We start from the raw sequence: 14,195 nt of genomic DNA on the forward strand, positions 1-14,195 counted from the left end.
GTCTCCGTCGGCGTGGCCTGGCTCGATCTGGTCAGCTCCGAGCAGTATGTCTGGTCCTTCGTCGTCGGCGGGGTCGCGGCAACGGTCCCTGTCTACCTGATCGGTGGTGTCGGCCGGGAGCCCGACGTCCGTCCGGCTGACACCGGCCGGGGTCGCGCTCGGCGCGAGAGCCACGGTATCCAGGCCGGTTCGGGCCGGGGTGCTCCGGTGGCCTCGGCCACGCGGCGTCAGGCCAACCAGCGGCCGTCGCGCATCAGCTCGCGGCCGGGCATCTCGTTCACCTCGCGCCAGGCCTGGATGCGGCGCGGGAGGACGCGGAACCAGCGGTACGGGGTGGCCAGCGTGCGTGGGTCGAAACCGGTGCGCGCGGCGAACCGGTCACCCCGCTGCTGCGGCAGCGCGTCGATCTCGACGACTTCGACCTCCCCCTCGATCATGGTCACGTCGCGGGTGTGGCCGAGCGCGAGCCGGACGGCCCGGGTGGTGGCGAGGTTTCTGCCGGTGGGGCTGTCGGTCGGCGTGGCCATCAGCAGTGCTTCGCCGTCCCAGTCGAAGGACAGCGGCACCAGGTACGGGGCACCGTCGGTCGAGGCACTGGCCACCCAGACGTCGACGTCGTGGGTGAGCCGATGTTCGGTGTCGTGACGGCGCTGAGCGCGGGAGCGGGGGGCGGCGGTCATGGTCGGGGTCATCGGGCGGGTCAGCGCACCTCGTTGATGCGGATCAGGTTGCCCGTGGGATCGCGGAAGGCGCAGTCGCGGACGCCGTACGGTTGCTCGGTCGGCTCCTGGACGACGTCGGCGCCGCTGGCCTGCAGCCGGTCGAAGACGTCGTCGAGGTCCTTGGTGGCCAGGGTGATGCTGGTGTAGCTGCCCTTGGCGATCAGTTCGAGGATGGTGCGGCGTTCGTCGTCGGTGATGCCGGGGTCGGCGGCCGGCGGGTGCAGGACGATGGACGTGCCGGGCTGGTTGGCGGGACCGACCGTGATCCAGCGCATCCCGTCGTATCCGACGTCGTTGCGGACCTCGAAGCCGAGGGTGTCGCGGTAGAAGGCCAGGGCGGCGTCCGCGTCGGTGTGCGGGAGGAAGGCGTAGTGAATGGTGATGTCCATGGCGGTCAGGCTAGTTGCGGCCGCGCGACCCGTGCTTCTCGATTCCTGATCGGTCTGGTCACCTGTTTGGCGATGCACGGCGGCATCTCCGCGGTCGCGCGAGCTGCCCGGGCCCGGTAGGTGCTGGGTGGCACACCGACCAACTCGGTGAAGCGGGTGCTGAAGGTGCCCAGGGAGGAGCAGCCGACCGCGAAGCAGACCTCGGTGACGCTGAGGTCGCCGCGACGCAGCAGCGCCATGGCGCGTTCGATGCGCCGCGTCATGAGATAGGCGTACGGCGACTCGCCGTAGGCGGCCCGGAACTGGCGGCTGAGGTGCCCGGCGGACATGTTCGCGCCGCGGGCGAGCGCCTCGACGTCCAGCGGCTGCGCGTACTCCCGGTCGATCCGGTCGCGGACGCGGCGCAGCCGCGCGAGGTCGCGCAGGTGCTGTGCCGTGGTGGTCCTGCTGGTCACGTGCGTGATCGTGCCACGTCGTACCGGAGTTGCCCAGCGCTTCGTCGCACTCCGTGTCCGGTCTGCGCCGCTCGCGTCCTCGGTCACCCGGCGCGTGCTCGACCATCGGCGTGCGCATGTCGGGTCAGGCGGGCGGGGGTGACGGGGGGCGACGGCTGGTGCCACGAGTGGGGGCATGGGCCGACCGGGGCTGCCGCTCCCCTGCCGGCGGTGGCCTGTGACCGTCGCGTCCGGGGTCAGACGAGGACGCTCCACGTGACGGGGCCGACGATGCCGTCGGCGACGAGGGCGTTACGGCTCTGGAAGGCGCGTACGGCGTTGGCGGTGACCGAGCCGAAGGAACCGTCGACGAGGAGGCTGGCGCCGCGGGCGTTGAGGGCGGTCTGGAGGCCGCGGACGAGGTCGCCGGAGTTGCCTTCCCGCAGGGGCAGGATGAGGGCGGTCCAGGTGATCGGGCCGACGATGCCGTCGGCGTAGAGGCCACGGCTGGTCTGGAACGACCTGACGGCGGAGGCGCAGGCGGGTCCGAAGACGCCGTCGACGACGACGGAGATGCCGCGGGCCCGCAGGAGGTACTGGATGGTGCGGGGCACCCATCCGGAGGCGCCCTGGCTGACGCTCGGGTAGCCGGTGCTGCCGACGGGGGCTGTCGCGCCGAGGGTGATGCCGCGGTTGGCGAGGAAGACCCGGGGGTCGACGGAGGTCAGTCGAGGGCGGTGGATCTCGAAGTGCAGGTGTGGGCCGGAGGAGTTGCCGGTGTTGCCCATGAGGCCGATCAGTTGTCCGCAGCTGACCCGCTGGCCTGCGCTGACCAGGACGCGGTGGAGGTGGCCGTAGTAGGAGAAGTAGCTGTCGGCGTGGTTGAGGTGGACGCTGTTGCCGGTGCGTCCGGGCAGGGGCCCGCTGGTGGTGTCGCCCGGGTACGAGTTGGTCTTGATGTCGCGGACGGTGCCGTCGGCGGTGGCGTAGACGGGGGTGCCCTGGTTGTTGGCGACGTCCCAGCCGGTGTGGGTGGGGCGGCTGGGGGTCTTGTAGCCGGAGGTCAGGGTGCCGAGGGTGGGGTTGCTCCAGCCGGCGGCCGCTGCCATGGCGGGGCTCGGCATGCCGACGACGCCGATGCCGACGCCGGTGCCCAGGGCGGTGAGGAGGGTGCGGCGCCGGGCGGGCGCGTCGAGCAGGCGGCGTGTTTCCAGGTCGTCGCTCATCGGGGTCTCCCCTGTCCGGGCCCGTGGTTGCCGGGGCATTCAATCTAGTGATGAGCGTCGATGGTAAATGATCTGTGTCGGCGGGGCAATGAGTGAAACTTTCCTACCGGTCGGGTGGCCGATCCCCTGCCCGGAGGCGCCCGTTCACGAGCCGTGGGACGAGGGGGCGCAGCACGGCGGTGCCGGTGCCGATCTCGACGACCGCGTCGGGGGTGCGGCCGTGGTCGGCGTCGGCGGGGTCGGGGCGTACGGCGTCGATGGTGGCGCGGGTCAGAGGCCGCCGGCGACGCGCAGGACGGCGCCGGTGGTGTAGGTGGCGTCGGGGCCGAGCAGCCAGGCGATGGCGCCGGCGACCTCGTCGGGTTCGCCGGGGCGGCCGAGCGGGATGCGGTCGGCGGCGCGGTCGGGTCGGTCGGGTTGGCCGGACAGGGCGTGGATGTCGGTGCGGATGATGCCCGGGGCCACGGCGTTGACGCGGATGCCGCGGGGGGCGAGTTCCTTGGCGAGGCCGATGGTGAGGGTGTCGGTGGCGGCCTTGACGGCGGCGTAGTGGACGTATTCGCCGGGGCTGCCGAGGCTGGCGGCGACGGAGGAGACGTTGACGATGGCGGCGCCGGCGCCCATCCGGCGGGCGGCCTGCTGGGCGCAGAGGACGTAGCCGACGAGGTTGACGTCGACGACGTGGCGCAGGTCGGCCGGGTCGAGGTCGACGAAGGCGCCGATGGGGCTGGTGACGCCGGCGTTGTTGACCAGGCCGGTGATCGGGCCGAGGTCGGCGGCGGCGTCGAACAGGGCGGCGACCTGGTCGGGGTCGCGGGTGTCGGCGGGCACGGCGAGGCCGCGTACGCCGCTGGCGTCGATGTCGGCGAGCACCGTGTCGGCGGCGGCGCGGTCGCGGCGGTAGCTGAACGCGACGTGGTGGCCGGCGTGGGCCAGTCGGCGGGCGGTGGCCGCGCCGATGCCGCGGCTGCCCCCGGTGATGACGGTGACGGGATTCAATGCGCCTCTCCCCTGCCGTGGCTGCTGGGCCGACCGTACCGTGAGCGGCGCGTGCGGTGCGGGAGGGGAACGTCACATGTGGTGCGGGGAGGTGGAGGTTGGCGCGGGCGGCCCGGGTGCCGCATACGCTCGGCGCGACCCGGATGACGACGGTGGAGGTGCGCGGTGGCGGGTGTGGGTGTCGGGGACGTGGTGGAGGACTTCGCGCTGCTCGACGAGACGGGCACGCCGCGGCGGCTGTCGGAGTTCCTGGCCAACGGTCCGGTGGTGCTGTTCTTCTACCCGGCGGCGCTGACGCGGGGGTGCACGGCGGAGAGCTGCCACTTCCGGGACCTGGCGGCGGAGTTCGCGGCGGTGGGCGCGCAGCGGGTGGGCATCAGTCGGGATGCGGTGGCGAGGCAGGCGGAGTTCTCGCGGTTGCACGGGTTGGACTATCCGCTGCTGTCCGACCCGGACGGTGTGGTGGCGGACCGGTTCGGGGTGCGGCGGCGGCTGCCGTTGGGCGCGTTGAGCACGCGGCGGATGACGTTCGTGATCGGCGCGGATCGGCGGGTGATCGAGGTGGTCCACAGTGAGCTGAACATGAACGCGCACGCCGACGCGGCGTTGCGGGCGCTGGGGGGTTGATCTCGGGCGTGTCGGGGCCGGCTGGTATCAAGGCAGGCGTCTGAACAGGTGTACGAGGGAAGAGGGTTGCTGATGGGTGCCGCTGGCCAGGGGTTGTCCGACGAGGACGTGCGCGCCTTCCGGGAGGCGTTGGCGGCGGGGCGGAAACCGAAGGTGGTGTTCACCGCGTCGGCGGGTCAGATCGCCGGGCAGGTGGGGCAGGTGGTGGAGCTGACCGACCCGGCGACCTCCGACGAGTTCGTGGTGGTCCGGTTCGGTCGTGACGAGTTGCCCTTCTCCCCCGCCGACGTGGCGGTGGCGCCGCGGGGCGCGGGTCGCAAGGTGGCGGAGCCACAGCCGGAGCCCGAGGTGGAGCCGGCGGCGGCAGAGCCGGAGTTCGTGTTGGACCGGCCGCGGGTGCCGGCGCAGCGGGAGGAGCCGAAGGTGGAGACGGTGGAGGCGAAGCCGGCGCGGCGGCCTGTGAAGGCGGTGAAGCCGAAGGGCCCGGCGGGGCTGACGGTCACGCTGGCGTACGCCGACGGCGAGTGGACGGTCGCGGCGCAGCAGGGCAGCAAGTCCCTGGCGAAGCCGTACGTGGTCAAGCCGGCGGAGGCGCTGAAGATGGTGGCGCTGGTCGACGTGCCGGGGGTGCACGAGGCGGTGGAGCAGATCATGGCGGCGGAGCGTGCCGAGGCGGAACAGCAGGCGGAGAAGCTGCGCGCGGAGCTGGCCGAGATCGAGGCGCGGTTGGCGGAGTTGCGCGAGGCGCGCTGAGCGGTGGGCGTCGGCGGGGCGGGTGGCGGTGGCGCCGTCCGCCCCGCCGACGTTTCGCCGGTCGCGCGGTCAGAGCGTCGCGGTCAGCCGTTCGACCACGGCGGCCGCCGGGCCGGTGGTGGCGTGCCGGTAGCCGGTGCCGGCCCACAGGTGCACCCGGTCCGCGTGCCCGGCCGCGGCCGCCGCCGCGCGCATGCCCCGGGTCAGGTGGTGCAGTTCCGGATAGCCGAGCGGCGCGACGGGCTCGTACCGGTCGACGAAGGCGTTGCGCAGCCCGCGCGCCGGCCGGCCGGTGAAGGCGCGGGTGAGCACGGTGCTGGTGCGGGCCGGGTCGGCCAGGGCATCGCGGTGGGTACGGCTGGCCCCGCTCTCGTCGGTGCGCAGCAGCACCGTCCCGACGGCCACGGCGGTGGCGCCGGCGGCCACCAGGTCGCGGACGTCATCGGGGCCGGCGACGCCCCCGGCGGCCACCACGGGCAGGCCGGTGGCGGCGGCCACCTCCCCCGCCAGGGGCGCCGTGGAGGTCGGCGGGGCCGGCCGGTGCGGGGTGTGGGTGCCGCTGTGCCCGCCGGCCTCGGTGCCCTGCGCGACCAGCCCGTCGACGCCGAGGTCGCGGGCGGCGAGCGCCTCGGCCACCGACGTCACGGTCACCAGCAGGCGGCTGCCGGCGCGGCGCAGCGCGGTCACGGCCGCGGCGTCCGGCAGCCCGAACGTGAAGCTGACGACCGGCACCGGATGCCGCACCAGCAGGTCGACCTTGTCGGCCCAGTGGTCGTCGTCGTGCACCAGCGGCGCGCCGGCCAGGTCGAGGCCGTACGGTGCGCCCTCGGCGGCGATCTCCCGCGCGTACCGGCGGAAGGTGGCCTCGTCGATGTCGCGGGGGCCGGGCACGAACAGGTTCACCCCGCACGGCGTGCCGGTGGCGTCGAGGTCGGCCAGCTCGGCGGCGACCGCGTCGGGGGTCTTGTAGCCGGCGGCGAGGAACCCGAACCCGCCGGCTACGGTGACGGCCCGCACGAGGGCGGGGGTGGTGGCGCCGCCGGCCAGCGGGGCGCCGACGACCGGCGTCTCGGTGCCGAGCAGGTCGGTCCAGGGTGCGGCGGTCACCGCCTCACCCTAGCCGCGCCGGCCCGCCCCGGTGGTCGGGGCGGGCCGGCGGCGGTCAGCGGCGGTCAGTGCTGCGGGATGTGGGCCACCCCGATGCGCTTGCGGAACACCCAGTACGTCCACCCCTGGTAGGCGAGCACGATCGGGGTGAACACCACCGCCACCCAGGTCATGATCTTCAGGGTGTAGGGGGTGGACGCGGCGTTGGTGGCGGTCAGCGTCCCGGCGGCGTCCAGGGTGGACGGCAGCACGTTCGGGAACAGCGCCGCGAACAGCGTCGCCACGGCCAGGCCGATCGCCACGGCGGTGCCGGTGAACGCCCAGCCCTCCCGGCGTACCCGGGCGGCGGCGAGACCGCCGAGCAGGGCGAGGGCCGCGCCGACGGCGAGCACGACGGCGGCCGCGCTGGAGCGGATGGTCAGGGTCCAGGTCAGGAACGCCACCGCGAGCACGGCGGTGGCCACGCCCAGGCGCACCGCGAGCGCGCCGGCGCGTTCGCGGACCTCGCCCACGGTCTTGAGCGCGATGAACACCGCGCCGTGGGTGAGGAACAGCGCCGCGGTGGTCGCGCCGCCGAGCAGGGCGTACGGGTGGAGCAGGTCGAGCAGGCCGCCGACGTACTCGTGGTCGGCGTCCAGCGGCACGCCGCGCAGGATGTTGGCGAACGCCACGCCCCACAGCACCGCCGGCACCAGCGAGCCGACGAAGATCGCCGTGTCCCAGCGGCGCTTCCAGGACGCCTCGGGGCGCTTGTGGCGGTACTCGAAGGCGACGCCGCGGGCGATCAGGGCCAGCAGGATCAGCAGCAGCGGCAGGTAGAAGCCGGAGAACAGGGTGGCGTACCACTCGGGGAAGGCGGCGAACATCGCGCCGCCGGCGGTGATCAGCCACACCTCGTTGCCGTCCCAGACCGGGCCGATGGTGTTGATCAGGACGCGGCGTTCCCGGTCGTTGCGGCCGAGCACGGGCAGCAGCATGCCGACGCCGAAGTCGAAGCCCTCCAGGATGAAGTACCCGGTGAACAGAACCGCGACGAGCAGAAACCAGATGGTGGTGAGTTCCACGGTGGGCTCCGGTGATCAGTAGGCGAAGGCGAGCGGGCGCTCGGCGTCGTCGTGGCTGTCGTCGATCTCGGGATCCGGGGTCAGGTCGGGCACGCCGGCCCTGGCGTAGCGCAGCAGCAGCTTGACCTCGACCACGGCGAGGGTGGCGTAGATGAGGGTGAAGGCGGTGAACGAGGTGAGCACCTCGGTCAGCGACACGCTGCGGGACACGCCGTCGCGGGTGAGCATCTCGCCGAACACGATCCACGGCTGCCGGCCCATCTCGGTGAAGATCCAGCCGAAGGAGTTCGCCGCGAGGGGCAGCAGCGGCATGACCAGGCCGGCGCGCAGCAGCCACTTGCTGGTGGGCGTGCGGCCCTTGCGCTGGCTCCAGAGCACCAGCAGGGCGATCGCGGCGGCGGCCATCCCGAACGCGATCATGAAGCGGAAGCTCCAGTAGGTGACCGGGATGATCGGGGTGTAGCTGCCGGCGCCGTACTGGGCGGCGTACTGGGCCTGGAGGTCGTTGATGCCGTGCACGGTGCCGTTCGGGTCGCCGGTGCTCAGGTACGACAGCAGGTGCGGGATCTTCAGGGCGAACAGCTCGCGGCTGCCGTCGAGGCTGCCGACGGTCAGGACGCTGAACGACGCCGGCGACTCGGTGGTGTAGAGGCCCTCGGCGGCGGCCATCTTCATCGGCTGGACCTCGGTCATGATCTTGCCCTGGATGTCGCCGGTGATGGCGACGGCGGCGGCCGAGACCAGGGTGACCCAGGAGCCGAACTTCGCGGCGAACCGGTAGGCCGGGGTGTCGGCGGAGTCGCGGTTGCGCACCAGGTGCCACATGGCGACGGCGACCAGCAGCGAGCCGGCCACCAGGAACGCGCCGGCGATGGTGTGCGGGAAGGTGATCAGGGCGACCTTGTTGGTCAGCACCGCCACGAAGTCGGTCAGTTCGGCGCGGCCGGTGTCGGGGTTGATCCGGTAGCCGACCGGGTTCTGCATGAACGAGTTCGCCGCGAGGATGAAGTACGCGCTCAGGTTGCTGCCGATCGCGGCGGCCCAGATGGCGGCCAGGTGCAGCCGCTTGGGCAGCCGGTCCCAGCCGAAGATCCACAGGCCGATGAAGGTCGACTCCAGGAAGAACGCGACCAGCGCCTCGATGGCGAGCGGCGCGCCGAAGATGTCGCCGACGAAGCGGGAGTAGTCGCTCCAGTTCATGCCGAACTGGAACTCCTGCACGATGCCCGTGACCACGCCCATGGCGAAGTTGATCAGGAAGAGCTTGCCGTAGAACTTCGTGAGCTTCAGGTACTTCTCGTCGCCGGTGCGGTGCCACATCGTCTGCAGGATCGCCACCAGCACGGACAGGCCGATGGTCAGCGGCACGAAGAGAAAGTGGTAGACGGTGGTGACACCGAACTGCCAGCGGGCGACGTCCAACGCGTCCACCAGAAACCCCCAGCTGTGCATACTACGAGACGTAGTAAATACTACTTCCCGTCGTAGACGAATGGGCAGGGGCGGGGGTCCCTAACCGCTCCGGGACCAATGACCCTGATCACCTCTGCCGAACGGCCCGGCGATCACCACGCCGCCGGCGCCGAACCGACGCCCCCCGCCCGGCCGCCCGTCCGCGCGTGCGACCATTGCCGGCTGATGGACACCGCCCGCCCGACGTGGCAGCCCCCGCTGATCTGGCGCGCCGCACAGCTGCTCGCCCGCACCGTCGTCGCGCTCGTGGCCCGGCTGGAGGTCAGCGGGGACGTGCCCGAGGCACTGCGCCGAGGCCCGCTGATCCTGGCCGCCAACCACATCAGCCCGTTCGACCCGGTCGTCCTCGCCGCCGCCTGCCGCGCCCGGGGCGTCGCCCCCCGGATCATGGCCACCGCCGGGCTGTTCCGCACCCCCGTCATCGGCGCCGCGATGCGTCGCGCCGGGCACATCCGCGTCGACCGGGGCACCAGCGCCGTACACCAGGCCCTCGACGCCGCCGCCGCGGCCGTCGCCGAGGGTTCGGTGATCCTGGTCTACCCGGAGGGCCGCATCGGCCTGGACCCCGGCATGTGGCCCGAACGCGGCAAGACCGGCACCGCCCGCCTCGCCCTGGCCTGCGCCGCGCCGGTGATCCCGATCGCCCAGTGGGGATCGCACGAGGTGCTGCCCTACCGCGCCCCGAAGGGGCTGCTGCGCGGCGTCGCCCGGGCGATGTGGCGGCGCCCCGTGGTCCGGGTGCACTTCGGCGACCCGGTGGACCTGGGCGACATCGCCCCCGGCACGCCCGCCGCGGCCCGGCGCGCCACCGACCAGATCATCGACGCCATCACCGACGGCCTCGTCCCGCTGCGGCCCGACGAACCCGACCGGCCCCGCCACGTCGACCCCGGCCGCCCGCTCGACACCAGCCGCTCCCACCGCCGCCGCCCCACCGCCTGAGCCCGAGCCTCGTCCCGGCCGCCGCCGGACGAACCGTTCACCACCCGCCCTCGAAGAAGGCCAGGAGCGCCGGCGCCGGGTCCGCCGCGGTGGTCGTGTTCGCCACCACGACCACGATCACGACCAGCGACGACAACGCCGAGAGAACACCGAACGCCCCCAACAGGCGCCTCGTTCGCCGGTCGGACGACCCCGTTCTCGCAAACCTCCTCCACGACACCACGCTCACGCCGATGAGGACGACCGCCACGATCGCGGAAACCACGGCCATCGCCACGTGGTATCGAGAGAAGTCGCTGACCATCACGTCGAGGGCGGGCGGAGTGTGGTCACCCGCACCCCTGGAGCCAGCCAGTCGCTGCCTGACCTGGTCGAGCGTATCGGCGAGCTCTCCGTCGGTCTTGTCGACCGCCAGCATCGGCAACAGCGAGGCGAAGGGCGCTGCCGCACCCTGGACGTTGGCCATCACCGCCGCCAACGAGAACAGCGCGAGCATCGTGACGAGAACGCCGGCCGACGCGAGCGCGGCCCTCCCTCCCGCCCCGAGACCGCCAGCCCTCAGGAACGCCTTCCAGACAAGGACGCCGAGCGCCACGAGCACGATCAGCAAGATCGCAGCGATCACGGCCTTGGCCACGTGGTAGCGGAACCAGTAGTCGACAACCCCCGCCAAGGCCGGGGAGAAAGCCCGGTCGCCGGAATTCCAATAGCTGACGAATGCCTCACGGAGGGCTTCGGTGAGGTCGCGCTTGTAGACGAAGCCGCCACCCGACCTGCTCGCCGCCAGCGTGGGCGGGGCGACGACGAAGGCGGCGACGAGGGCCACGGCGAGGGCGACGAGCATAGCGAGTGCGCGACCGGAGACACCTGCGGATCGCGACGGGACTGCGGGACTGAGCAAGGAACTTCCTTCGGCTCGATTGTTCGTGCGCGCTGGTGGGTTGTGATGCGGTTGCCGTTCCCGATCACCATTTCGCACCGGCGGTCGCCCGGTCACCGGGGTACGCCGGACACTTGAAGGTGGGGCCTGCCCCACCTTCAAGGGCAGGGCGGCTGGCCTTGGGGCGGGCGGGGGTCTCTCCTTCGGCTTCCACCGTCGACCCGCGCGCTTCCGTTCCGGCGGCCGCGCGCACGGTGGCGATCCGCCAGCGCGTGCGTCGGCACGTACCGCCCAGCGCGACGAGGAACTCGCTGACCGCGGTCGGGCCGGTCGCGCAGATGCTGTCGCCCAGGCTGACCTTCGGCTTACCGTGCGCGTATACGATGGACGCGCTCCCGGCCGGGACCTGGGTGCCCACCTGCCGTGATGTCTGCACCGCCACGCCAGAACCACGATGTCAGAACCGCTGTGCCAGGACAGGGAACGATGGGGCATGAACACGGTCCAGCGGGCCGGGCGTGGAATTCGTCGCCGTGGTCGACCCAGGGCCGAGCGGTGGTGAGCCGCGGGTGGATCTGGTTCCGCTGGCGGTGGGGCGTCAGGTTCGTCTTCCGCACGGGGCGTCGCACGATCGTGGAGTCGCTGTACCTGCTCACCGCGCCGGTGACCGCCGCGGCCGGCCTGCTGCTGGTGCTCGCCGGTCTGTGTCTCGGAGCGGTCGGTCTGCTGTTGCCGGGCGGATCGCCGGTCGTGGACGGCGCTCTGGCGCCGGTGCGGTGGTTCGCCGACGTGGAACGGTGGCGGATCGCCAAGGTGCGTGCCCGAGCCGCCGAGGTGAAGAGGGTGGGCAAGCGGCGGGGACCGAAGGAGACAGTCGTCGCGTCCCGCCCGGGGATGTGGCTCGGCGTGGCGCACGCGGTGGTGGCGCTCCCTGTCGCTGTGGTCACCTCGGTGGTGACGGTGCTGTGGTGGTTCGTCGGCCTCGGTGCCGGCACGTCCGCCCTGCGCGGCCAATACTCGTCCGCCGGGCCGATGCGGCCCATGACCCTGACCGTGGGCAGCGCCCAGTCCCACATCGCCTTGAGTCTGGGGCTGACGTCGCCGGCCGAGCGGCTCGCCTTCGGGACCGCGGTCGGCCTGCTGCTGCTGTTCACCCTGCCGCTGGGGACCCGGGCGTGCGTCGCCGCCCAGGCCGGGCTGGGGCAGACGCTGCTGTCTGGCGCGTCCGCGTTGCGGCGCAGACTCAGCGGAGACACGTCCGCGTCGCGGGGCAGGATCAGCGGACCGGAGCAGGACCGGGACACCGTTCGCGCGCGGACCATCGACGCGGTGACGGCCGAGGCGATCGCGCTTCGCCGGCTCGAACGCGACATCCACGACGGGCCCCAGCAGCGGCTGGTCCGCCTGGCGATGGAACTGGGCCGCGCCCAGCACCACTTCGACAGCAGGCCGGAGGCCGTCCGCGCGGCGCTCGCCGACGCGATCATCCAGACCGAGGAGGCGCTGGACGAACTACGGGCCCTGTCGCGTGGCATCGCCCCGCCGATCCTCGTCGACCGCGGCCTGCGCGCGGCGCTCACCGCCCTGGCCGCGCGCTCGACCGTGCCCGTCGAGCTTGATGCCGACCCCCTGAACCGCCGGCTGGACGCTGCCGTCGAGACGGCCGCGTACTTCATGGTCGCCGAGGCCCTGACCAACGTGGCCAAGCACAGCCACGCCAGCCGGTGTGTGGTCGGACTGCGCCACAGTGAGGGGATGCTGCGGGTCTGGGTGACGGACGACGGAGTGGGCGGTGCCGCGCTGGACAAGGGACACGGGCTGCGGGGGCTGGAAGACCGGCTGCACGCGGCCGGCGGCCGGCTACGGGTCGCCAGTCCCCGCGGCGGCCCGACGACGATCACCGCGGAGCTGCCGTGCTGCTGAACCCACCCGAACCACCACCGGAGCGCGCGGCCCGCGGTCCGCTGCGTATCGTCCTGGCCGACGACGCGGTACTGCTACGCGAGGGCCTGGTCCGCCTGCTCGCCGAGGACGGTCACCAGGTGGTGGCCGCGGTCGGTGATGGCCCGGCCCTCGTCGAGGCAGTGCTCAGACACCGCCCGGACGTGTCGATTGTCGATGTGCGGATGCCGCCGACCTACACGGACGAGGGCTTGCGCGCGGCGATCACGGTCCGCTCGCAGCTGCCCGGCGCCCCCATGCTGGTGCTCAGCCAGTACGTGGAGGCGTCCTACGCCGGCGATCTGCTCGCGGACGGCTCCGGTGCGGTCGGGTACCTGCTGAAGAACCGGGTCGCCAGGGTCGAGGAGTTTCTGGACGCCCTGGATCGGGTCGCCCGGGGCGCGACGGTGCTCGACCCGCAAATCGTTGCGCAGTTGCTGGCCGGGCAGCGCCGGGACAACGCCCTGGGGTCGCTGACCACGCGGGAACGGCAGCTCCTGGCGCTGATGGCCGAGGGCCATTCCAACACGGCCATCGCCGAGCAGTTGGTGGTCTCCGCCAGCACCGTGGAAAAGCACATCGGCAATGTCTTCGCCAAGCTCGGCCTGCCGCCTGACGACGCCAAGCACCGACGGGTGCTCGCTGTCCTCACCTACCTCAGGGCCTGACGGCGGCCCGTCCGCACCGTCCTCGGTGGGCCTGACTCCCCGCTACGGCGGAGGAGACAGTGGGTGTCACATCCCGTGACGCAGTGGCTGGGGCGGCCGCGGGTCGGCAGCGGCCATCCAGGAACGGTCCGCGGCGACCATCGACGGTCACGGGCTGGTCGCCACGCGGCAACCCGGGACCGGCATACTGCGTCGCGTGCTGACGCGTCACCCCTACCTCGACGCCCCCGCGCCGCTGGCCTTCGCCCACCGCGGCGGCGCGGCCGAGGGCGACGAGAACACCGCCGCGGCGTTCGCCCGCGCGATCGGGCTCGGCTACCGGTACGTGGAGACCGACGTGCACGGCACCGCCGACGGCGTGGCGGTGGTCTTCCACGACGCCACCCTGACGCGGGTCACCGGCGAGTCGGGGCGCATCGCCGACCTGCGCTGGGCGGACCTGGCCTCGGTACGCGTCGGCGGCGCCGCCGTGGTGCCCCGCCTCGACGAGGTCCTCGACGCCTGGCCCGAGGTGCGGTTCAACATCGACGTCAAGGCTGACGGCGGTGTCGACCCGACCGTGGCCACCGTCGCGCGCGCCAACGCCGACGACCGGGTGCTGCTCGCCTCGTTCAGCGACGCCCGGCTGGCCCGGCTGCGGGCCCGCACCGAGGGCAGGGTCGCCACCAGCCTCGGCATGCGCGGGGTGGCCCGGCTGCGGATGGCGTCGCTGACCGGCCGGGCGCTGCGGCCGCCGCCGACGGTCGTCGCCGCCCAGGTGCCGGTGCGGTACGGGCGGGTGCGCGTGGTGGACCGCCGGTTCCTGCGCTACGCCCACCGACTCGGTTTGCAGGTGCACGTCTGGACGATCGACGAACCTGCCGAGATGCACGAGTTACTTGATCTTGGAGTGGATGGCATCATGACCGATCACGTCGGCGTGCTGCGCGACGTCTACCGCAGCCGCGGCCACTGGGCCGCCTGAGCGTCG

The 14,195-nt window shown here is 72.7% G+C and carries 16 protein-coding genes; 6 read left to right on the forward strand and 10 right to left on the reverse strand.

Annotation, left to right across the window (positions count from 1 at the left end; translation table 11 throughout):
* Nucleotides 1–227 precede the first annotated feature (227 nt).
* The 5 genes from ACFY23_RS22260 to ACFY23_RS22280 form a co-directional block, all read right to left on the reverse strand.
* Nucleotides 228–692: a pyridoxamine 5'-phosphate oxidase family protein gene (locus ACFY23_RS22260; protein WP_350684660.1), complete on the reverse strand. Its 465-nt coding sequence runs from the start codon at nt 690–692 to the stop codon at nt 228–230.
* An 8-nt stretch (nt 693–700) separates the two neighbouring features.
* Complete coding sequence (locus ACFY23_RS22265; RefSeq protein ID WP_350684659.1) at nt 701–1,111, reverse strand: VOC family protein; 411 nt, start codon at nt 1,109–1,111, stop codon at nt 701–703.
* Nucleotides 1,112–1,116: 5 nt separating this feature from the next.
* Nucleotides 1,117–1,566 (reverse strand): helix-turn-helix transcriptional regulator, encoded by a 450-nt coding sequence (locus ACFY23_RS22270; RefSeq protein ID WP_350684658.1) that lies wholly within the window; start codon nt 1,564–1,566, stop codon nt 1,117–1,119.
* A 236-nt stretch (nt 1,567–1,802) separates the two neighbouring features.
* Nucleotides 1,803–2,771 (reverse strand): peptidoglycan-binding protein, encoded by a 969-nt coding sequence (locus tag ACFY23_RS22275; RefSeq protein WP_350684657.1) that lies wholly within the window; start codon nt 2,769–2,771, stop codon nt 1,803–1,805.
* Between the two features lie 270 nt (nt 2,772–3,041).
* A complete protein-coding gene (locus tag ACFY23_RS22280) occupies nt 3,042–3,770 on the reverse strand; it encodes an SDR family oxidoreductase (RefSeq protein WP_350684656.1) in 729 nt (242 codons plus the stop codon).
* A 165-nt stretch (nt 3,771–3,935) separates the two neighbouring features.
* Here ACFY23_RS22280 and ACFY23_RS22285 point away from each other — a divergent pair, with 165 nt between their 5' ends.
* The gene (locus tag ACFY23_RS22285; RefSeq protein ID WP_350684655.1) at nt 3,936–4,397 is read left to right on the forward strand and encodes a peroxiredoxin; all 462 of its coding nucleotides are present in this window, start codon (nt 3,936–3,938) and stop codon (nt 4,395–4,397) included.
* Nucleotides 4,398–4,469: 72 nt separating this feature from the next.
* Complete coding sequence (locus tag ACFY23_RS22290) at nt 4,470–5,150, forward strand: hypothetical protein (protein ID WP_350684654.1); 681 nt, start codon at nt 4,470–4,472, stop codon at nt 5,148–5,150.
* A 69-nt stretch (nt 5,151–5,219) separates the two neighbouring features.
* On the opposite strand, the gene ACFY23_RS22295 is transcribed toward ACFY23_RS22290, so the two are convergent.
* The 3 genes from ACFY23_RS22295 to ACFY23_RS22305 all read right to left on the reverse strand — a co-directional run bounded on the left by ACFY23_RS22295 (nt 5,220) and on the right by ACFY23_RS22305 (nt 8,752).
* A complete protein-coding gene (locus ACFY23_RS22295; protein ID WP_350819543.1) occupies nt 5,220–6,257 on the reverse strand; it encodes a nitronate monooxygenase in 1,038 nt (345 codons plus the stop codon).
* Between the two features lie 65 nt (nt 6,258–6,322).
* The gene (gene cydB, locus ACFY23_RS22300; protein ID WP_350684958.1) at nt 6,323–7,321 is read right to left on the reverse strand and encodes a cytochrome d ubiquinol oxidase subunit II; all 999 of its coding nucleotides are present in this window, start codon (nt 7,319–7,321) and stop codon (nt 6,323–6,325) included.
* A 15-nt stretch (nt 7,322–7,336) separates the two neighbouring features.
* A complete protein-coding gene (locus ACFY23_RS22305; RefSeq protein WP_350684961.1) occupies nt 7,337–8,752 on the reverse strand; it encodes a cytochrome ubiquinol oxidase subunit I in 1,416 nt (471 codons plus the stop codon).
* Nucleotides 8,753–8,959: 207 nt separating this feature from the next.
* On the opposite strand from ACFY23_RS22305, the gene ACFY23_RS22310 reads away from it, so the two are divergent.
* Nucleotides 8,960–9,736, forward strand: coding sequence for a lysophospholipid acyltransferase family protein (locus ACFY23_RS22310; RefSeq protein ID WP_350684957.1), 777 nt, complete (start codon nt 8,960–8,962; stop codon nt 9,734–9,736).
* Nucleotides 9,737–9,773: 37 nt separating this feature from the next.
* Here the strand turns inward: ACFY23_RS22310 and ACFY23_RS22315 are convergent, their stop codons facing one another.
* Complete coding sequence (locus ACFY23_RS22315; RefSeq protein ID WP_350684956.1) at nt 9,774–10,580, reverse strand: hypothetical protein; 807 nt, start codon at nt 10,578–10,580, stop codon at nt 9,774–9,776.
* A gap of 121 nt (nt 10,581–10,701) precedes the next feature.
* On the reverse strand, nt 10,702–11,058 hold the full coding sequence (locus ACFY23_RS22320) for a hypothetical protein (RefSeq protein ID WP_350684955.1): 357 nt from the start codon (nt 11,056–11,058) through the stop codon (nt 10,702–10,704).
* Between the two features lie 116 nt (nt 11,059–11,174).
* Here ACFY23_RS22320 and ACFY23_RS22325 point away from each other — a divergent pair, with 116 nt between their 5' ends.
* The 3 genes from ACFY23_RS22325 (at nt 11,175) to ACFY23_RS22335 (ending at nt 14,189) form a co-directional block, all read left to right on the forward strand.
* Nucleotides 11,175–12,539: a sensor domain-containing protein gene (locus ACFY23_RS22325; RefSeq protein ID WP_350684954.1), complete on the forward strand. Its 1,365-nt coding sequence runs from the start codon at nt 11,175–11,177 to the stop codon at nt 12,537–12,539.
* Nucleotides 12,540–12,580: 41 nt separating this feature from the next.
* Entirely contained in the window at nt 12,581–13,225 is a 645-nt protein-coding gene (locus ACFY23_RS22330) for a response regulator transcription factor (RefSeq protein ID WP_350684960.1), read from the forward strand.
* 196 nt (nt 13,226–13,421) lie between these two features.
* The gene (locus tag ACFY23_RS22335; protein ID WP_350684953.1) at nt 13,422–14,189 is read left to right on the forward strand and encodes a glycerophosphodiester phosphodiesterase; all 768 of its coding nucleotides are present in this window, start codon (nt 13,422–13,424) and stop codon (nt 14,187–14,189) included.
* Nucleotides 14,190–14,195: the final 6 nt, after the last annotated feature.

It is taken from the genome of Micromonospora sp. NPDC000121, assembly GCF_042899165.1.
Taxonomy (GTDB): Bacteria; Actinomycetota; Actinomycetes; order Mycobacteriales; family Micromonosporaceae; genus Micromonospora.

Bases quoted from the DNA above. Each gene is read 5' to 3' on its own strand.
- ACFY23_RS22260 (WP_350684660.1), bottom strand. From the start codon at position 692: ATGACCCCGACCATGACCGCCGCCCCCCGCTCCCGCGCTCAGCGCCGT.
- ACFY23_RS22310 (WP_350684957.1), top strand. From the start codon at position 8,960: ATGGACACCGCCCGCCCGACGTGGCAGCCCCCGCTGATCTGGCGCGCC.
- ACFY23_RS22290 (WP_350684654.1), top strand. From the start codon at position 4,470: ATGGGTGCCGCTGGCCAGGGGTTGTCCGACGAGGACGTGCGCGCCTTC.
- ACFY23_RS22275 (WP_350684657.1), bottom strand. From the start codon at position 2,771: ATGAGCGACGACCTGGAAACACGCCGCCTGCTCGACGCGCCCGCCCGG.
- ACFY23_RS22265 (WP_350684659.1), bottom strand. From the start codon at position 1,111: ATGGACATCACCATTCACTACGCCTTCCTCCCGCACACCGACGCGGAC.
- ACFY23_RS22315 (WP_350684956.1), bottom strand. From the start codon at position 10,580: ATGCTCGTCGCCCTCGCCGTGGCCCTCGTCGCCGCCTTCGTCGTCGCC.